Origin of the sequence: uncultured Fenollaria sp. (assembly GCF_934202865.1) — a bacterium.
In the GTDB taxonomy this organism is placed as follows: Bacteria; Bacillota; Clostridia; order Tissierellales; family Peptoniphilaceae; genus Fenollaria.
In genome coordinates, this window is record NZ_CAKPYL010000025.1 from 1 (window position 1) to 17,477 (window position 17,477).

General features: G+C 32.9%; 23 protein-coding genes and 1 other RNA gene. All 24 read right to left on the reverse strand.

All coding sequences use genetic code 11. The annotated features are described in order from the left end of the window. Window positions 1-236: 236 nt before the first annotated feature. Window positions 237-593 (reverse strand): Asp23/Gls24 family envelope stress response protein, encoded by a 357-nt coding sequence (locus tag Q0E71_RS03875; protein WP_294796217.1) that lies wholly within the window; start codon window positions 591-593, stop codon window positions 237-239. Window positions 594-601: 8 nt separating this feature from the next. Then, window positions 602-952, reverse strand: coding sequence for a CD1247 N-terminal domain-containing protein (locus Q0E71_RS03880; RefSeq protein ID WP_294796218.1), 351 nt, complete (start codon window positions 950-952; stop codon window positions 602-604). Window positions 953-964: 12 nt separating this feature from the next. Beyond that, entirely contained in the window at window positions 965-1,522 is a 558-nt protein-coding gene (gene efp / locus Q0E71_RS03885) for an elongation factor P (RefSeq protein WP_058260441.1), read from the reverse strand. A 106-nt stretch (window positions 1,523-1,628) separates the two neighbouring features. Continuing rightward, window positions 1,629-2,438: a hypothetical protein gene (locus Q0E71_RS03890; RefSeq protein ID WP_294796221.1), complete on the reverse strand. Its 810-nt coding sequence runs from the start codon at window positions 2,436-2,438 to the stop codon at window positions 1,629-1,631. Further along, on the reverse strand, window positions 2,435-2,908 hold the full coding sequence (locus tag Q0E71_RS03895) for a type II secretion system protein J (protein ID WP_294796223.1): 474 nt from the start codon (window positions 2,906-2,908) through the stop codon (window positions 2,435-2,437). Before Q0E71_RS03895 ends, Q0E71_RS03890 begins: the two co-directional genes overlap by 4 nt. Continuing rightward, entirely contained in the window at window positions 2,883-3,233 is a 351-nt protein-coding gene (locus Q0E71_RS03900) for a hypothetical protein (RefSeq protein WP_294796225.1), read from the reverse strand. Before Q0E71_RS03900 ends, Q0E71_RS03895 begins: the two co-directional genes overlap by 26 nt. Beyond that, window positions 3,220-3,642: a hypothetical protein gene (locus Q0E71_RS03905; RefSeq protein WP_294796227.1), complete on the reverse strand. Its 423-nt coding sequence runs from the start codon at window positions 3,640-3,642 to the stop codon at window positions 3,220-3,222. The genes Q0E71_RS03900 and Q0E71_RS03905 overlap by 14 nt, the downstream gene beginning before the upstream one ends. Then, window positions 3,635-4,351, reverse strand: a complete 717-nt coding sequence (locus Q0E71_RS03910) for a hypothetical protein (RefSeq protein ID WP_294796228.1) — start codon at window positions 4,349-4,351, stop codon at window positions 3,635-3,637. Before Q0E71_RS03910 ends, Q0E71_RS03905 begins: the two co-directional genes overlap by 8 nt. Further along, complete coding sequence (locus Q0E71_RS03915) at window positions 4,348-4,944, reverse strand: hypothetical protein (protein WP_294796230.1); 597 nt, start codon at window positions 4,942-4,944, stop codon at window positions 4,348-4,350. The genes Q0E71_RS03910 and Q0E71_RS03915 overlap by 4 nt, the downstream gene beginning before the upstream one ends. Further along, a complete protein-coding gene (locus Q0E71_RS03920) occupies window positions 4,941-5,381 on the reverse strand; it encodes a hypothetical protein (protein ID WP_294796232.1) in 441 nt (146 codons plus the stop codon). Before Q0E71_RS03920 ends, Q0E71_RS03915 begins: the two co-directional genes overlap by 4 nt. Window positions 5,382-5,392: 11 nt before the next feature. Next, a complete protein-coding gene (locus tag Q0E71_RS03925; RefSeq protein ID WP_294796234.1) occupies window positions 5,393-5,785 on the reverse strand; it encodes a prepilin-type N-terminal cleavage/methylation domain-containing protein in 393 nt (130 codons plus the stop codon). 14 nt (window positions 5,786-5,799) lie between these two features. Beyond that, window positions 5,800-7,017, reverse strand: a complete 1,218-nt coding sequence (locus Q0E71_RS03930; RefSeq protein ID WP_294796235.1) for a type II secretion system F family protein — start codon at window positions 7,015-7,017, stop codon at window positions 5,800-5,802. Continuing rightward, a complete protein-coding gene (locus Q0E71_RS03935) occupies window positions 7,007-8,149 on the reverse strand; it encodes a GspE/PulE family protein (RefSeq protein WP_294796239.1) in 1,143 nt (380 codons plus the stop codon). The genes Q0E71_RS03930 and Q0E71_RS03935 overlap by 11 nt, the downstream gene beginning before the upstream one ends. Then, entirely contained in the window at window positions 8,142-9,377 is a 1,236-nt protein-coding gene (locus Q0E71_RS03940) for a U32 family peptidase (RefSeq protein ID WP_294796242.1), read from the reverse strand. The genes Q0E71_RS03935 and Q0E71_RS03940 overlap by 8 nt, the downstream gene beginning before the upstream one ends. Window position 9,378: 1 nt before the next feature. Beyond that, window positions 9,379-10,029: an O-methyltransferase gene (locus Q0E71_RS03945; protein WP_294796245.1), complete on the reverse strand. Its 651-nt coding sequence runs from the start codon at window positions 10,027-10,029 to the stop codon at window positions 9,379-9,381. Next, window positions 10,022-11,053 carry an endolytic transglycosylase MltG gene (gene mltG, locus Q0E71_RS03950; RefSeq protein ID WP_294796248.1) on the reverse strand — a complete coding sequence of 344 codons (1,032 nt, stop codon included), beginning with the start codon at window positions 11,051-11,053 and terminating at the stop codon, window positions 10,022-10,024. Before mltG ends, Q0E71_RS03945 begins: the two co-directional genes overlap by 8 nt. Beyond that, complete coding sequence (locus tag Q0E71_RS03955) at window positions 11,053-11,550, reverse strand: QueT transporter family protein (protein WP_294796254.1); 498 nt, start codon at window positions 11,548-11,550, stop codon at window positions 11,053-11,055. The genes mltG and Q0E71_RS03955 overlap by 1 nt, the downstream gene beginning before the upstream one ends. Window positions 11,551-11,578: 28 nt before the next feature. Continuing rightward, an RNA gene (gene rnpB / locus Q0E71_RS03960) (RNase P RNA component class A) lies at window positions 11,579-11,909 on the reverse strand. Window positions 11,910-11,946: 37 nt separating this feature from the next. Next, the gene (locus Q0E71_RS03965; RefSeq protein ID WP_294796255.1) at window positions 11,947-12,714 is read right to left on the reverse strand and encodes a Nif3-like dinuclear metal center hexameric protein; all 768 of its coding nucleotides are present in this window, start codon (window positions 12,712-12,714) and stop codon (window positions 11,947-11,949) included. After that, window positions 12,701-13,384, reverse strand: a complete 684-nt coding sequence (locus Q0E71_RS03970; protein WP_294796257.1) for a class I SAM-dependent methyltransferase — start codon at window positions 13,382-13,384, stop codon at window positions 12,701-12,703. Before Q0E71_RS03970 ends, Q0E71_RS03965 begins: the two co-directional genes overlap by 14 nt. Further along, complete coding sequence (gene rpoD, locus Q0E71_RS03975) at window positions 13,384-14,643, reverse strand: RNA polymerase sigma factor RpoD (protein ID WP_294796261.1); 1,260 nt, start codon at window positions 14,641-14,643, stop codon at window positions 13,384-13,386. Before rpoD ends, Q0E71_RS03970 begins: the two co-directional genes overlap by 1 nt. A gap of 17 nt (window positions 14,644-14,660) precedes the next feature. After that, a complete protein-coding gene (gene dnaG / locus Q0E71_RS03980; RefSeq protein WP_367116811.1) occupies window positions 14,661-16,061 on the reverse strand; it encodes a DNA primase in 1,401 nt (466 codons plus the stop codon). Next, complete coding sequence (locus Q0E71_RS03985) at window positions 16,058-16,387, reverse strand: CHC2 zinc finger domain-containing protein (protein ID WP_058260459.1); 330 nt, start codon at window positions 16,385-16,387, stop codon at window positions 16,058-16,060. Before Q0E71_RS03985 ends, dnaG begins: the two co-directional genes overlap by 4 nt. After that, a complete protein-coding gene (locus Q0E71_RS03990) occupies window positions 16,384-17,406 on the reverse strand; it encodes a deoxyguanosinetriphosphate triphosphohydrolase (protein WP_294796263.1) in 1,023 nt (340 codons plus the stop codon). Before Q0E71_RS03990 ends, Q0E71_RS03985 begins: the two co-directional genes overlap by 4 nt. Window positions 17,407-17,477: the final 71 nt, after the last annotated feature.

Genomic DNA, 17,477 nt, shown 5'->3' on the forward strand with positions numbered 1-17,477 from the left:
TTTCTCAAGTCTATTACTAAGCTTAATTTTATTTTTTTCACTTATCTCAAGCGCTTCAAAATACCCATCTAAATCACTTATCGAGCTGTATTTATTTAGGTCAATTTGATATATTGCATTCATTAAATTTAATCTAGTCTTGTCGTATGACATATTATCCCTCACTTAGAAGGCAGCTGTGTGCCTAAGTTTTTCTTTAAAAAAAACTCCAGCGCAATTACTGGAGTTTAATCAAATTATTTATTAGCCTTTTGTGCTTCTTTAACGCCCTTTACATGAACGTTAACTTGCAATACATGTATGTCAGTCATCTCTTCAACAGCGCTCTTTACGTTTGATTGAATTTCATATCCAACCTTGTCGATCTTTGCACCATATTCGATGTCAACATATATGTCTATTATAGAGCTTTCTTCACTGCTTTCAATTTTAATTGGTTTATTAAAATTTTTTACTCCTAATAAATCAGTAATGTTTGATCCAATACCTGCTGATAATGAGCAAACGTGTTTAACTTCACAAGTTGCCTTGCTAGCTATAGTTGCTATAACATCATCAGATATAGTAATCTTTCCAATATTGTTATTTTCCATATCTTACTCTATTTAGAGTCTTCCTCCTCATCTTCATCTTCTTCTGGATATTCGAAATAGTCATCATCATAGTCAAAGTCGTAATCATCATCGAAATCGTAATCGTAGTCGTCATCATCATAATCTTCGTAGTCATCGCCATAAACATCATCTTCTAAGTAAGAAAGATCTTCGTCAACTTCGAAGATGTAGTCTTCTAAGTCTTCGATAGCTACTTCGTTATCGCAAACTACTTCAGCCATCTCATCAAGAATGTCGATAATTTCACTTAAAACCTTTTCTTCTTTACTTTCTTCCTTCAAGCCTAAGCCTTCTGCAAGTCCCTTTAAATAAGAAACTCTCTTTGATAGTTCGTACATTTTTCTACCTCCTTAAACTCTAGATAAATATTCTCCACTTCTTGTGTCTATTTTAATTCTATCACCAATATTAACAAATAGTGGTACATTTAATGTAAATCCTGTTTCAACTGTAGCTGGTTTAGTAGCTCCAGTAGTTGTGTTTCCCTTAACACCAGGTTCTGTTTGAGTAACTTCTAGTTCAACAAAGTTAGGTGCTTGTACTGAAAATGCTTTGCCTTTGTAGAATCTTATAACTGCAGTATCATTTTCTCTTAAGAATTGAATTGCTTCACTAACTTCGTCCTTGTTTAATGGAAGTTGCTCATATGTTTCGTTGTCCATAAAGTAGTATAGTGCATCATCATTGTAAAGATATTGCATTTCTTTTGTTTCCAATTGTGCGTCATTGAACTTTTCAGTTGGGTTAAAAGTTAATTCCTTTGTAGCTCCACTTAGTACGCTTCTGATAGTTGCTCTAACAAAAGCAGCTCCCTTTCCTGGCTTAACATGTTGAAAGTCCAATACTTGATAAACGTCTCCATCCCATTCGAATGTAGCGCCATTTCTAAAATCACTTGCCGATAACATATATTTCCTCCTAATTTCTAATCTCTAAGACTATTATATCAGTAAATTTGCAATTTAACAAGTATTTTTTTAATAATATCGATATTTTTATAAATAAATATTATCTTTAATAGTCTGACCTAGTTACCTTTATTATACCTTTGAATGTTTTGCATCTTCTATACATTGTATTAAGCGACTTGAAACAGTCAATATTAGATTCATTGTCTATATCAATCATAGCTCCCATTATATCGCTATCGCCCTCAATATTTAAACTGCCATCAATAATTAAAAGGCCTCTAAACTTAAAATTTGCTTTTACACTCACATCGCCATCTATAATCATTATACCCGAGCCGTTAATGTTGGCGTTTAAATCTTCATCGTCAGCCGTGATTTTGACAATGGCATTGCCATAATCAAAGTTTCTTGACTCTATGTCCTCAGTATAAATAAAATAATCATTAATTTCGCTTGTGCTAAAGTTTTGTACTTCGTTATTTTGAATTATTTCATCGCAAAAATCTTTTTTCTCTTTAGTACTAGGATTGTCTTTAAAAAATATTCTATTTAGTAATGAATACTTGGTATTTCTAGATATTTTCTTTTTATTAGCTATTATTTCATGATAGTAAATATTAAATGCGTGCTTCGCAGTTGGATCATTAAGCGAGACTACAGCTTTTTGATTTTCAAAAACCGAATAGTCTTTACCAACAATGTCATGAATGTCGCCGCCATTTAAGTAAGTCTCTTCTATATCCTTAGTGATTATATTATTAAGCGACTCTTCGTTATAAGCATATTGCTTCATCTTTGACCTATTTGTGTACATCGTTCTTTCAATGCTAACGTATTCAAAGAGATAGATTAAAAGAGCCGTTATTAAAAATATTACCGATAAAACTACTAGACTTGCGCTGCCCTTCTTCATTCTATCACCTCAAGATACTTTGTACTAAAAAGCTTTTTATATTCTTTGCCATTGACTTTGATTTGCATACTTACAAAGGCATCCTCAGCATTAGAAGTAAAGGAAAGATCTTCAAGACCTGATAAAAAGTATGTTACGCCAATAGACTTACCGCCCGCAACTCTCTTTATTCTATCGCCATCCATATAATAGTCACAGGATTTAAGCTCTCTCGAGCCTTTCTTTTCAAAATGGATGGAGTCACTTTTAACGCTCACTGCGTTATATAGAGTAAAATCATTTTCGATGAATGAAAAGAATAGATTGATGTCGTCTTCTTTCTCTAAGTCCTCTTCGTATCTTTGAGTAAAACTAGTAAAGTTTTTTAGTAAGGAGCTTGCTTCGAATAGGACTATTGACAAGAGAAATAGAGCGATGATTAATTCAATCAAGGACTCTGCTTTTTTATTTGATGATCTGATATTCTTCATAAGTATTTCCTTCTTCATCAATTATATATAGTGTAAATGTATATAGATCTCCAGTATATGCTTCTTTAACAAGATTGAATTTACATTCTTCGCCTAAATTGTCTTTTATTTTATCTGATATAGCATAGACATCGTTACTTTCATCTGATCTAAGTATCTCCATGGCATTACTTGCAAAGGCATCAGCCTTTCTCAATTTCTTCGTATCTGCTTCTAGCGCCATAAAATTCTTCAAAAAAATAGTCAGAAAAAGTACGAAGCAAGAAAGTATAGCAAAGGAAACTACAATATCCATAATTGTAAGTGCTTTTTTATACTTCTTCATACCTAACCTGTCCTCCAACTGCTGCTACTATCACATTATATTTCTTTTTACTCTTGTTTGAAACTAAGATAATATTATATGCGCCCATAAAAGATTTTGTGCCGCCTTCGCTAGTGAATTGAAATATTTCACCCGACTCAAACTTGAGATGCTCTAGCTTATAAACTTTCTTCATCTCGTTAATATTTGAAACGACAATCTCGTCTCCATCAAGAACTACTTCAACATCAATCATCTGCATGATGGCGCTAAGTCTAGCCTTTTTTATTATTTGAACAACTCTTTTGGCCTCGGCCCTATCGCTATAATTAGTAAACTGTCTATACGCAAGTATAAACATAGATATGATTATAGCTGCCACGCATAAAGAAATTACTGTATCGATGTATGTAAAACCTTTTTTATTCATAATCAATCTCACCTATAGATAAATAAAAAGCCATATCCTTATCTCTTATAAACTCGATAGACTCTATCCTTGCCCCTTTAAACTCATTGCCAATGTAGAAGTATTTAAAATCAGATGCGCCTTCTAAATCAATTACTGCTTCTTTACCATTTTTAATGACTTTTAATTTTGCCTCACTGCAGCCAGTAAAATCAATGCTTAAATATTCTTTCTTTATCAAAATATCATTCTTTGGCACAAGAAGAATGTTTTCTTTATTATTATCATCGCAAAAGACGATGCTCTTCTCATCTTGATAATAAACGCTTCCCGCCTTTGCTTCCCATCTGTCCAGCATAGGATTAGTAATTTCACTTTCTAAAACTATGGCCTCTTCGTTAGCATCTTCGTCTTCTTCATCAAAATCATCAAGGATATCAAAGGGGTCTTCTTCATCAAAATCACTATAGCTAATAAAGCTATTAGTCGTAGACATTATGACCTTATTAATGATTTCATTTTTGCTAATAGTTTTCGTATCACTATCGTGTTTTGCAATATCAATCTTTTTTGCTTTCTTTAGCTGAGTATCGTTCTTATCTTTGGCAAGAGTAAATCTCTTTTTTACTTCGCTATCTGCATAATTTGGCTCTTCTCTATTTATAGGCAGAAAGAGATTCGCTAGTATAAGCAAAACTATTATTAGCCCTTTATTTATATACTTTCTCATCTTGTAAACCTCAGTAGAAGCAATATAATTAAGGCTAGTATAATGATGTCAAGAGCTATGTTTATGATGAGCGAAATATTTATCTTATTTTTATATTTTTTAGAGGCTATCTCAAATAAATCTTTTAAGTATAAAATATTATTTGCTTCTTCAAGCTCTTTTGCCTTAAGTAAGGCTAAAACCTTGCCATCTGTATTATTTGCTTGATTCAAAATATAGTTATACATCTGATCCTTATCAAGATTATAAAGATTGATATCAAAGTTTGATTTTTCATATGAAGAAGTGATTGTGTCATACTTATATAGCGCTTCGTCTGTAATGATCTTCATAATATTTTCTTCTTTTAGGTTTAAGGATAAGAGATCAATTTTACTTAAGCTGCCAAGAAAGACGTCTAAATCACTATCATATTCATTTAGCTTTATAATTAAAGTGTCTTTATTTAAGTATTTATTGTCTCTAAACTTTTTAAATAAGTACTTAAGGCTAGCACTTTTATCGCTGTCATCATAAGTGATTTGCTCAACAATGCTAGTTTTTTTACTATTTAAAAATACATAAGATGAATCGATGTACATAATGTTCTTCATAGGACCTTCTCCTTAAATAGATCAAAGAGCATCAAGATAAAAAACGCAAAACTTATATATGGAACTAATCTAACTTCTCTATCATTTTTCTTATGCCAATAGTTTTTGAATAGATTAACTAGTATTGCGCTAAGCGTAGATATTATTATTAATATCAAAAATTTTTCAAAATCAAATATCATAAATAGCAAAATATATAGATCAACGTCACCATCGCCAATGTAATCCATGTACTTAGTCTTTAAAATATGCGAAAGAAATAAAGCTAGGCATACAAGGCCTATCTTAATATAAGATACTCCTTTTAATATAGCTATAGCTGAAACAATTATTATTAATAAGTAAAAGTAAAAACTATTGTACTGCGCTTCTTTTATGTCTTTGTACGAGATGAATAAAAGAAGAAGTGACAAAACTATATATAAGGCTAAAAGCATTATGAATTAAATTAATGACCAGTGCCTGTTTCGCTGCTCTTCTTTGCTTCAACCTTGCCTGGACTAACTGTTATAACGCCTTGATCATCATGAGTCACAGTATAAATCTTACTAGCATTGCCGTCTCCAGTAGGTATTGATGAAGGTACTGTAACCTTGCTCTTTAAATAACCTTGGCTAAATAATTCATCTGATGTTACATCAGGATCGTCTGGAAAATCAGTAAAGTATAATAAAGCTACTGAACTGATTTGATCAACGTTGGCGTTGTGAGCAGTTCTTTCAGCGCTAGTCTTAATCGCTTTGTAAGCAGGTATAGCAACAGCTATAAGTATAGCAACTATCGCTATGGAGATAATTATCTCTACAAAAGTAAATCCTTTTTTCTTCTTAAAGTTCTTCATAATATTTCCTCCTCCTATGAAATAATACTAGTCATCGAGTCATACATTGGCTTAAATACCATCACAAGTATTAGCATAATCACAAGTCCCATGACAATTGTCATGAGTGGCTCGATAGAATTTACAAACTTATCCAGTCTTCTCTTTAAGTCTCTCTTGTATAGTGACAAAACGTTTTCGATAATTTCAATTAAGTGCTCTGATTCATATCCTGTTATAAGTATGGTCTTGACATCGTCTAAGAATATCTGGCTAGAGTCAAGAACGTTTTGCAAGGTCTCTCCTTCGTTTAGCATCTTTGTCATTCTTTCGAATTCTTTTCTTAAGTATACTAAGTCAAATTTTTTTGCAAAGAAATCGAAAATCTCATTAACTTTGCTGCCTGATCTAAGCATGCTAAGCATGTAATACAAAATTCTGTAATTTACTCTATATTTATATAAACCGTTCTTCGATTCGAGTAAATATCTTTGTTTGACATAAAGGTAAGCGTCGTTCTTATTTAGTATCGCAAAAACTATTATTATTATAAATATAGCTGCGATATAGTATATGTAATGATTTTTAATTGAGTTGCTAACGACTAAAAGTATTCTTAAGCTATCAGGCATTAAGTTCATATCGTTATCAAATAGATAGGAAAATTGCGGTACTAAGAAGACTATAATCATAATTATAAAGGCAAGTAAAGTCAGCATTAAAAATTTTGGCTTTATCATTATGTTGTTTATGGTGTTTTTATACTCTTCTTGTTCGTAAAGATTTTCACTGATCTCAAGTATTTGCTCTGATAAGTCCTTTGAGTTTTTGCTTGACTTTATGTGCTCTGACTTTTCTGCTATCCTAAGGCTTAGTAGCGATAAATTGTCAAGTATATCAAGCTTGGCTAGTATGTCTGACAAAGTAAAGCCGTGTTCTATAAGCTCCTTGATTAGTAAATAATAATTCTTAAGTGGATCGCTAAGAGCTGATGAATTGTTATACATTTGCTCTAGGATTTGTGGCAAGTTATTATTTATCTTTAGATTAAAAGCGATGATTCTAAAAAAGTTTGCTATATGCTTTTTGCTTACACTATTGATTTTAAGCGCTCTATAGATTTTCGCTGGTCTAAAATATTTGACGTGCATAAAATCAATATCTTTTTCTTTAGTTAATTGAAAGGCTTCGTAAATGTTTTTAGCTCTTAAGCTTTCTGTCCTTCCATCTTCAAAAATGATTTCAAATTTCATTGATATCGCCCTCTTTGAACTCGTCATAAGTCTTCTTATCTATAAACTTATGCTCAAGCAGGTAATTTATCGAATCTTCAAAGCTAACGTAGTCAGTGAGCTTCTTCATCTCATTATAAATCTCACTTGTAAGCTTTGTATTATTCTTTAATAAAAGGTCTCTAATCTTGTCATTGATTAGCATTATCTCGAAGACAGCAATTCTGCCATAGTACTCGCTCTCACTTGTATCATCAGCAAAATCAATATCTTCATACGATGACTTCAAACGCTTTACAAGACGTTGATTGACTATAGCGTTTAATGAGGTAAATAAATACGAAGCCTCTACATCCATCTCTAATAGTCTGTTGATGCTAGTTACGGGGCTCATACTATGTAGAGTCGTAATGATCTTGTGACCAGTTAGAGAAGCTCTTACAGCTATCTGTGCAGATTCTTCGTCTCTTATTTCGCCAATGGCTATGACATCAGGGTCCTGTCTAAGTATGGCCCTAAGTGTATTTGCAAATGTTATGTCCTTGTAGTCATGTATTTCAATTTGATCAATATCATTAACTCTGTACTCAACAGGGTCCTCAACACTGACTATGCTTAGACGCTCTTTGTCTAAGTTGTTAAGCATAGTATACATAGTTGAGTTCTTACCCGAGCCTGTTGGTCCAGTGATTATAGTCATTTGATATTTATATTTAACTCTCTTTTTAAATAGTTCTTTTGCTTTCTCTGACAAACCAATATTGTCAATGGTAAACATCTCTTTATTATTTAAAATTCTTATACAGATTTTCTCTCCATAAATAGCCTCGATAAAGGAAACCCTTAGGTCAACATCGCCGTGGCTAAATCTACCGTCTTGTGGTGCAAACTTAATCGCAGTGTCACAATCAGACTTAATCTTGATTATATTGACAATGTTTTGATAAGAGCTTTTATTGATCTTTTTAAAAAATACAAGTTCGCCATCAATTCTAAGCCTAATCAATATATACTTATTATACGGTTCAAAGTGTATATCGCTAGCTCTATTATCAATGGCGTAGTCTATGGTATTTTTAATAAATTCTTCAGCTTTGCTACTTTGTATCTCTACTATGCCTTTATCGTCATATAGAGAAGATAATCTATTCATTGGCCTTCCTTCTAATCATATAATTATATTCTACTTTCTTATCATATGCTAGATAAGCTTCCTTCATAGGTGTATTTATATTGTCTACCTCGTTCATGTCTTCATCATAAATTTTGTTTATGGTGAATTTGTCATAAAATTTTGGTCCAAATATTTCTACTTCGTCGCCAATAGAGAATTTATTTCTCTCTTGTACTTTCATTAGCTTTTTGTCTTCGTCATAATCAAGAACTTTAGCAACGAAATCATATAATCTAATATATGAAGAATTGTCATAAGTTAATGAGGCTTCCTTATCATCGCCAAAGAAGAAGGCTGTAGTGAAGTCTCTATGACTAACTTTTTCTATCTCTTCTAGATATATATTATTGTCTCTATTGTAATTATATTTTTCAATATCTTCATAATAATCATCTATAGCTCTTCTATATTGATTAATGACTGTCGCTACATAGTATTCAGACTTTACTCTACCTTCGATTTTGAATGAATCAACTCCAGCTTCAATAAGCTCAGGAATATGGTTAATCATACAAAGGTCTTTTGAGTTCATGATGTAAGAGCCATTTTCATCCTCTGTTATCTGGAAGTACTCTCCGGGTCTTTTCTCTTCCATAAGATAGTACTTGTATCTGCATGGATGAGCGCAGTCGCCCATATTAGCGCTTCTTCCTGTCATGTAGTTTGATAAAAGGCATCTACCTGAGTAACTCATGCACATTGCTCCATGAACAAAAGTCTCGATCATGATACTGTCTTTTACTTTATCTTTTATCTCTTTTATTTCTTTTAAACTTAATTCTCTTGCCAAGATAACTCTATCTGCCCCAAGACTCTTCCAGAACTCAACTGTAGCTGTATTTGTGATATTTGCTTGAGTGCTAATATGAATTTCTTTCTTTGGCGCAAGCGTTTTTACCTTTTGAAATATACCTGGGTCTGAGACTATAAATGCGTCTACACCTGCTTCGTCTAAGCTTTGTATATACTCGTCAATGCCTTCAAGGTCCTTGTTATGTGAAATTACATTTAGTGTTAAATAAACTTTTTTATCTAAATCATGAGCAAGCTTTGTTGCTTCCTTTATATCGTCTAAGCTAAAATTTTTAGAAGCAGTCCTTAAACCTAGCTTGTCTCCAGCTAAGTAAACAGCATCAGCTCCATATTGTATCGCAGTTTTAAACTTTTCTAAGTCTCCTGCTGGTGCTAGTAATTCTACTTTTTTCATCTTACTCCTTCCTTAAAAGCAATAAGCCATCGTGAACAGTAAGTAGACTCGCTGTAAACCTCTTATCGCTTTTAACATCTTCTATAAATTTTTTTAAATTCTTTATTATGGTTCTATATCTTTTATTGTCTTCGTCTTTAGCTACATAGCCTCTAAATAAGATATTGTCAATAAGTATTATAGCATTCTCACTTGTTAAGTCATAAACTAAGTTTAGATACTCTTCATACTGTGACTTGTTTGCATCGATGAAGCAGAAATCAAATTTTTCTTCTATTTCTCCATTAGTCATGCTTCTCAATACACTTATAGCATCGTCATTGACAGCTTTTATCTTATTTTCACTATCATATTTTTCAAGATTCTCTTCTAATATCTTGAATGTGTCTTCATCTTTTTCTATGGTAAATATATTAGCTCCTGATGCTTTTTGCATAAGCAGAGATGAATAGCCTATAGCCGAGCCTATCTCTAATATATTCTTTGGCTTAATCGTTTTTAGTAAAAGCTCTAGAAATCTAGCCACATCCTGCGAGACTATAGGAACTCTATTTGCTTCAGCATAGTCTACTAAATCTCTAAACTTTTCTCTCTCTGAAGAAAACTCTTCTACATAGCAAAAAACATCTTCATCAATAAACTGACTAATCATTATTACTCTTATAATCCTTTTTATCTTCAAGGAACTTATTGTAGTCTGAAGAGAAGTTATGTCCACCATCTGAGCCAGGCTTAACTACAAAGTATAAATAGTCAACATCAGCTGGATGAAGGCTCGCAACGATTGACGCTTCGCCAGGATTGCAAATAGGTGCAGGTGGCAAACCATCATGTGTGTATGTGTTATATGGCGAATCGATCTTTAAGTCTTCATTACTTAAGTTAGGCTTTCTCTCACCAAGCGCGTATTGAATTGTAGCGCAGGATTGAAGCCTGATATTTTTATCAATTCTATTTAAGAATACTTTTGCAATGATAGGTCTTTCTTCTTCAAGCTTTGCTTCTCTCTCTACAATTGATGCTAAAGTTATTAGCTTATTTAAGTCGTCAACTTCAGAGCTAATCTTTGCATAAATATTATTAAATGCATTTAGCATCATAGTTATGATCTCTTCGCTGCTTGAGCCCATGGCAATATCATAAGTTGCTGGGAACAAAAAGCCTTCCAAGCTATCATTATTTATGCTAGATAAAAATTCATATTTTTCTTTATATTTATCTACATTTTTACATTCATTTAAGAAATCTTCGCTAGATACTAAGCCCTTTTCCTCAAGTCTTTCTGCTATACGAGTAAGCTCAAAGCCCTCTGGTATGGTAACTTTAACAGTTTCGCCCTTTGAAGCTTCTTCTGCTTCACCAGCAATTATATTAGCTATTTCTAATAAAGTCATTGATTTTTTTACCTTAAACGTACCGCTCTTGATATGCTTTTCAAGGTCGTTTTCCTTTAGCACATCTTTAAAAGCAGTACCATTCCTAATGATTTTGTTCTCATAAAGCTCTCTAGCTACATAAGACGCACCGCTACCTTCAGGTATTTCTATAGTATATTCAGTATCATCGTTTGGGTCATAAGGCTTATACAGGCCTGATATGCATGAGTTTACCTTCCATATAATTGCAAGAACTATAAGTATTAGTACAGTTATTGTAATTATTCTTCTTTTTTTCATTAAATCACCTTTTTTAATCTTTTATCGTAAATATAATAAATCAATGATCCAAATACTACAACGCTTATCGCTTCTCCACCCATGATTCCTAAAACTGTTGTAAAATATGGTATATTTGAGAAATATGAAACCCATATTGATACTAAGAAACCATTTAAAATAATCGGTGGTAACATTGCTAAGTATTTAGATTTTGCTTTTCTTGTTAAATATGCTGCGAGTAATGTAACTAAACTTCCGCATATAATATCTATCATGCCATAGCCTGACATAAATGATAAGAAGATGTTTGAGATTAAACATCCTACGAATAGTCCAGGTACTGCAGCTGCTTCCATTAGTGGAAGAACTGTAAGTCCTTCTGCTAGTCTTAATTGTATTGGTCCAAATGTCAATTGTTGGAACGGTAATACTGTTTGTAATAGTATTAGTATTGTATATAGTGTAGCGATTAGTGCCGCTTTTGTAATTGTCTTTGTACTTGTTTTAGTGTTCAAATCATTGCTCCCCTGTTGAAAATTTATGTAAATGAGTAAACCTATAAGCCGTGTTCTGTATTAGATGGTTATCTATCTAGTTTTAGCGTTACCACTAAAATCAAGCAACTTACCTTACAGGAGGTTACGAGCAGCAACCTTTGATCCTTGTTTGTTTTGCTCCGAATGGGGTTTACATGTCACCTTTAGTCGCCTAAAAGTAGGTAGTCTCTTACACTGCCTTTCCACCCTTACCAATATGGCGGTTTATTTCTGTTGCACTATCCTTGAAGTCACCTTCACTGGACGTTATCCAGCATTCTGCTCTATGGAGCACGGACTTTCCTCATGCCTAAGCACGCACCCATCTGGTTTACTCATTACATTTTTAATTATACTACAAAATTTATAAAATTTCTATAATATTTCTATATTATCAGTAAAAGAAGAAAAATTTTTAATGATCTCTGCGTCTTCAAAATCTTTCTTGATAAGCTCTTCCATGATATTAACGAAAGCACTTTCGCTACTGTTATGGTCTTGCATAATTAAGTTGATCTTTGCGTTTCTTAACGCTTGTACATCATGGTAGCCTAGGTCAGATGTTATAAGAGTATCAGGTCTTGCCTCAAGAACATTGTCTAAGAAGTCCTTGCCGCTACCATTTAATATCATTACTCTAGTGTTCTTATCATTGTTTTTATATACTTGAATGTACTTTGCCATGTTTATAGTTTTGATTCTATTAGCTAAACTCATTAGATCCATATCATTAATCTCGCCCGCTATTCCATAACCCAAGTCATCATCTACTTTGATGGCAAAGTCTGTATTTGTCAAATTTAATTTATCTTCATAAAATTTATAAAAGCCTGCTCTTTGTATATCAAAGGAAGTGTGTGCACTGTAGTAGATTATGTCATGTTTAATCATCTCTTTAATAAGCTTAGAGCTGGCACTCATGTCAATCTCTTTTATGCCTTTAAAAATTAAAGGATGATGCGTTATGACCATATCCACATCATACAGTTCATTAATATTATCATATAAGAGATCAACGCTTAAGTAAATTTTATTAATATCTTCTTTATCTGCATCTATAATGAGTCCAGAATTGTCCCAAGACTCTGCGTGCTCCTTCGGGAAGATGCTTTCAATTGCACTAATAATTTTATCTTTTTTCATTGATCTTCTCCATGTATTGTATAATTTTATTTAATTCTTCTTCTAGTTCATTATACTTACTAAAGTTCTTTTCTTTATTAATCTTTTGAAGTATAGACTTTATATTTTTAATTTCATTATCATAATAAGTATTTAAGTAAGAAATATCATTTCTATCAAAGTTTACAGGAAACTTATAATCATCTACATTGGTCTTTTTATTACTTATCTCATAGAGCCTATAGTACTTGTCTTTCTCTATGAATAGACGCTCTTTTTCTATAAAGAAATCATTGTCCATAAAGTACTTTCTTATGTTTGAGCCTTCACCCATGGCTTGCAAAATAATATGCTTAAAGTGCCTTACTTTGTCAATGCTATCATTTAGTATACTTATTATAGTCTCTTCACCCATGCCAGCGATTAAAAGCGTGTCATAAAAGCTTGTATCGATATCATTGAGACCATCGCTCACAATGAACTTAACTTTGTCTTTGTACTTTTCTCCTGATAATAGCATCTGAGCCTTTTCAAGTGATTTTTCACTAATATCGCTCTCTATAACTTTGACTATGGTATTTGAGTCTAAAAGCATCTTAGCGATGTAGCCGTGATCACAGCCAACATCGACTAAAGATGATCCTTCTTTAACTGATTTCGCTATCTCAGTAAGTCTAAAAGAATAATTCATTATAGTTCAAGGAAGTCTCTAAGCTTTTTCGATCTACTTGGATGTTTAAGCTTTCTAAGTGCTTTTGCTTCTATCTGTCTAATTCTTTCTCTTGTAACATCAAAGGCTTGGCCGACTTCTTCAAGTGTTCTTGTCCTACCATCGTCAAGACCAAATCTTAATGCTAGAACTTTTCTTTCTCTATCTGTAAGTGTATCTAAAACTGAAATCAATTGCTCTCTAAGCATAGTGTTTGTCGCCGCGTCAGATGGTGAAAGTATTTCTTCATCTGGAATAAAGTCGCCTAAGTGTGAGTCCTCTTCTTCGCCTATAGGTGTTTCTAGTGAAACTGGTTCTTGAGCTATCTTTTGAACTTCTCTTACCTTTTCTACGTCCATGTTCATTAGTTCTGCTACTTCTTCTGGAAGTGGGTCTCTACCTAGTTCTTGAACTAATTGTCTTTGTGCTCTAACAAGTTTATTTATAGTTTCTACCATATGAACAGGTATTCTAATTGTTCTTGCTTGGTCTGCTATTGCTCTAGTGATGGCTTGCCTAATCCACCATGTAGCGTAAGTACTAAACTTAAATCCTTTTTTATGCTCGAATTTGTCAACAGCCTTTATTAGACCCATATTGCCCTCTTGGATAAGATCTAAAAATTGCATGCCTCTACCGACATATCTTTTAGCGATACTTACTACTAGTCTAAGGTTTGCTTCAGCTAGTTGATCTTTAGCTTTTTGATCGCCAGCTTCAATCCTTTTTGCTAGTTCTACCTCTTCTTCATATGTTAATAATGGTATACGTCCTATCTCTTTAAGATACATTCTAACAGGGTCATCTGTTATAACTACCTTGTTCTTTCCTTTTTCTCTAATAGCTTCAAGTTTATCTTCTTTGCTTAATTCTTCTTCAAATGATCTTAATTCCTCTAAATCTATATCTTCATCTTCATCGTCTTCATCAGAAACAATATCAAAGTCCTTAGTTATGTCAATATCTTCGTCATCAGATTCTTTTATATCGACAATAGTAATTTGCACTGCATCTAAGGCATCGTAGAAGGATAGAATCTCATCTTCACTAAGATCGTATTTATCCAAGCCATCCTCAATCTCCTTATAATCGATAAAGCCCTTTTGCTTACCAATATCGATTAGATTATACATAGCTTGTCTTTTTTCTTCACTTACATCTTCTTCGATTATCTTTATTGCCTCGTCATTTAAATTTTCTTCTTGAATATTATTCGTTTTAGTATTCTTTTCTTTCTTCATAAGAACACTTCCCTTCATCATTCGTTATCTTTTTGCTTTTTAATTAATTTTAAAAGCTCCATCGCATCACTTTTGCCATCATTAATTTGGCTCAATAAGTCGCTTACGTAGTCCTTTGATTTTAGCTTCTCTCTTTTTTCTAATAATTCTTCGAGATTCATGTAAGTAGATTCTTCCGATTTCTTTCTAATACTATCAATCTCTAAAAGCGCATTTTCTTTATCGGCTAAATCAAAGTCGTCAAGCTCTATCTCGCCATTGCCCTCGTATTTGGACTTAAGTAGTGGCATATTAACTTTAAACACTTTACTATAATTATCTATAGAAATTTCCTTATTAATATATTTAAAATATTTAATATCTGCAAGAGCATATATTAAAAGATTCTCATCGATAATTTCTATATCTAACTTTTTAATTCTTGGTACCTCTGGTAGAGTGTATTTTTCTTTATAATTGTTAACGTACTTTGTTTTTGAAACTTGATTTGTTAATAGTCTTTTATCTATAGAGTAGACCCTCGAAATGTAGTCTATGTAAATCTCTCTTTCAATCTTATCGTTTATCTTTAATAATAAATCTGACAATTCATTGATAAGCTGAAGAAGGCTTTCAGGATCGTTAACGTCATAAAGCTCCATAAGCTCTGAAACTTCATACTCTACATAATTTTTTGCTTCATTTATCTTTGCTGTAAAACCAGCAAGACCGTACTTCTTAATATAATCATCTGGATCAAGGCCCTCTGGTAGTTCAACTACATTTGCCTTAGAGTCTATTGACCTAAGTATCTCAATCGCCTTGTGTGTTGCGTTTTTACCTGCCTTATCACCATCGTAGCAGATATAAATCTTCTTTGCGTTTCTTTTAAGTAGATTAGCTTGGTTTATGGTAAAGGCAGTTCCAAGATTGGCAACAGCGTAATTTACTCCTGCTTGATAAAGACTCATTACATCAATGTTTCCTTCTACCAATAATATTTTATCTCTATCAGCTTCTTTTTTATATATATTGTAGCCAAATAATAATTCTCTCTTCTTAAAAATGATATTTTCGCTAGTGTTTAAGTACTTAGGCATACTATTATCCAAGCTTCTTGCGCTAAAACCGAGAACGTGGTTATGTGAGTCCACTATAGGAAAAACTAGTCTGTTTCTAAAAGTGTCGTACGAACTGTCTTTTCCTTCTTTTCTCTTTGCAAGTCCTGCTCTAATTATGAAGTCTTCGTCATAGCCCTTACTTAGTAAATAGTCTTTAAGCGCTGTCCACTCGTTTGGCGCATAGCCTAATTGATAATTTAAAACAGTGTCTTTATTTAGCTTCCTCTTCATCAAATAATCAATAGCAATTTTTGACTTTAGTATTTGATTTTGAAAGAAGTCAAGTGCTGTTTTATTGATATCATAAAATTTCTCTATGAGATCATTTTCAGTTTTTTTTTAGCTGTTGCTTCTTGAAGCGTTATATTTGCCCTATCTGCAAGGTACTCAACTGCTTCTTGGAAAGAGTAGTTTTTATACTTTTCTATAAAAGTAATAACGTCACCCGCTTCGCCGCAGCCAAAACACTTATAGTAACCGTCCTTGCTATTAACGTGGAAGGAAGGAGTCTTTTCCTTGTGAAATGGGCACAGACCAGTATAAGATGTGCCTTTTTTCTCAAGCTTAATATTTTCTCCAATCACATCTTCAATATTATTAAATTCTTTAATTTTATCAATGACTGCTGCATTAATTACTTTCATAGTATAACCTCATTTTTCCACGTTTGTGGTACATATATCTTGTTAAATTCGTTTATTGCATATATATCAGACATACCCGCGATGTAGTCACATATTTGTTGATTAAGACTTGCATCTATCTCTTTAATATTCTCAGGTAATTTTTCAGGATGCTCTACATAATAATCATATAACATTGATATTATATTTTTCGCCTTATCATGTTCTTTGGTTGTTATTGGATTAAAGTAAACTTCCTTAAACATGAAAGCTCTTAAAGCCTCCATTGCTTCGCCAATCTCTTTTGACATGGCTATATAATTTTGTCCGTAGCTTTCATTTAATATGTCTGTAATTAAGGTATTTATTCTCTTTGAGTGAGAATCTCCTAATATTTCTATCAAATCTTTTGGTATATCCTTTTCTGACAATATACCCCCTCTGATGGCATCGTCTATATCATGATTGATATAAGCAATTCTATCTGCGAACTTTACTAACTTTCCTTCAAGAGTAAAAGCTTCATTTTGTCCGCTATGATTAAGTATACCATCTCTAACCTCTTCACAAAGATTTAGACCGAAGCGACCATTTCTCTTTTCAAGTACATCAACAACTCTTAAACTTTGTTTATAGTGCTTGAATCCTCCAAAGTCCTTACATTTTTCATTTAATGCGCTCTCACCAGCGTGACCAAATGGTGTGTGTCCTAAATCGTGGCCTAAGGATATGGCCTCAACCAAATCTTCATTTAGTCTCAAGGCTCTGGCTATAGTTCTAGCTATTTGGCTTACTTCTAGTGTATGAGTAAGTCTAGTTCTAAAGTGGTCACCTTGTGGTGCTAAGAAGACCTGTGTCTTATGTTTAAGCCTTCTAAACGCTTTTGAGTGAAGTATTCTGTCTCTATCTCTTTGAAAGTCAGTTCTTATAGTACACTTTTCTTCTTCAATCTTTCTTCCCTTTGTATCTGAGCATCTGCAAGCGTATTCTGACAGGTAGGAATTTTGAAATGCTTCATAATTTTCTCTAAAATTAGTCATTCATCTCACCAAAATCTCTATTTAAACTTTCGATTATTATCGATGCGGTTTCTTCTATAGCTTTATTTGTA

What these genes read in the sequence shown, in the direction of transcription:
- Q0E71_RS03875 (WP_294796217.1), bottom strand. Translation starts at nt 593, where the DNA reads ATGGAAAATAACAATATTGGAAAGATTACTATATCTGATGATGTTATA.
- Q0E71_RS03880 (WP_294796218.1), bottom strand. Translation starts at nt 952, where the DNA reads ATGTACGAACTATCAAAGAGAGTTTCTTATTTAAAGGGACTTGCAGAA.
- efp (WP_058260441.1), bottom strand. Translation starts at nt 1,522, where the DNA reads ATGTTATCGGCAAGTGATTTTAGAAATGGCGCTACATTCGAATGGGAT.
- Q0E71_RS03890 (WP_294796221.1), bottom strand. Translation starts at nt 2,438, where the DNA reads ATGAAGAAGGGCAGCGCAAGTCTAGTAGTTTTATCGGTAATATTTTTA.
- Q0E71_RS03895 (WP_294796223.1), bottom strand. Translation starts at nt 2,908, where the DNA reads ATGAAGAATATCAGATCATCAAATAAAAAAGCAGAGTCCTTGATTGAA.
- Q0E71_RS03900 (WP_294796225.1), bottom strand. Translation starts at nt 3,233, where the DNA reads ATGAAGAAGTATAAAAAAGCACTTACAATTATGGATATTGTAGTTTCC.
- Q0E71_RS03905 (WP_294796227.1), bottom strand. Translation starts at nt 3,642, where the DNA reads ATGAATAAAAAAGGTTTTACATACATCGATACAGTAATTTCTTTATGC.
- Q0E71_RS03910 (WP_294796228.1), bottom strand. Translation starts at nt 4,351, where the DNA reads ATGAGAAAGTATATAAATAAAGGGCTAATAATAGTTTTGCTTATACTA.
- Q0E71_RS03915 (WP_294796230.1), bottom strand. Translation starts at nt 4,944, where the DNA reads ATGAAGAACATTATGTACATCGATTCATCTTATGTATTTTTAAATAGT.
- Q0E71_RS03920 (WP_294796232.1), bottom strand. Translation starts at nt 5,381, where the DNA reads ATGCTTTTAGCCTTATATATAGTTTTGTCACTTCTTCTTTTATTCATC.
- Q0E71_RS03925 (WP_294796234.1), bottom strand. Translation starts at nt 5,785, where the DNA reads ATGAAGAACTTTAAGAAGAAAAAAGGATTTACTTTTGTAGAGATAATT.
- Q0E71_RS03930 (WP_294796235.1), bottom strand. Translation starts at nt 7,017, where the DNA reads ATGAAATTTGAAATCATTTTTGAAGATGGAAGGACAGAAAGCTTAAGA.
- Q0E71_RS03935 (WP_294796239.1), bottom strand. Translation starts at nt 8,149, where the DNA reads ATGAATAGATTATCTTCTCTATATGACGATAAAGGCATAGTAGAGATA.
- Q0E71_RS03940 (WP_294796242.1), bottom strand. Translation starts at nt 9,377, where the DNA reads ATGAAAAAAGTAGAATTACTAGCACCAGCAGGAGACTTAGAAAAGTTT.
- Q0E71_RS03945 (WP_294796245.1), bottom strand. Translation starts at nt 10,029, where the DNA reads ATGATTAGTCAGTTTATTGATGAAGATGTTTTTTGCTATGTAGAAGAG.
- mltG (WP_294796248.1), bottom strand. Translation starts at nt 11,053, where the DNA reads ATGAAAAAAAGAAGAATAATTACAATAACTGTACTAATACTTATAGTT.
- Q0E71_RS03965 (WP_294796255.1), bottom strand. Translation starts at nt 12,714, where the DNA reads ATGAAAAAAGATAAAATTATTAGTGCAATTGAAAGCATCTTCCCGAAG.
- Q0E71_RS03970 (WP_294796257.1), bottom strand. Translation starts at nt 13,384, where the DNA reads ATGAATTATTCTTTTAGACTTACTGAGATAGCGAAATCAGTTAAAGAA.
- rpoD (WP_294796261.1), bottom strand. Translation starts at nt 14,643, where the DNA reads ATGAAGAAAGAAAAGAATACTAAAACGAATAATATTCAAGAAGAAAAT.
- Q0E71_RS03985 (WP_058260459.1), bottom strand. Translation starts at nt 16,387, where the DNA reads ATGAAAGTAATTAATGCAGCAGTCATTGATAAAATTAAAGAATTTAAT.
- Q0E71_RS03990 (WP_294796263.1), bottom strand. Translation starts at nt 17,406, where the DNA reads ATGACTAATTTTAGAGAAAATTATGAAGCATTTCAAAATTCCTACCTG.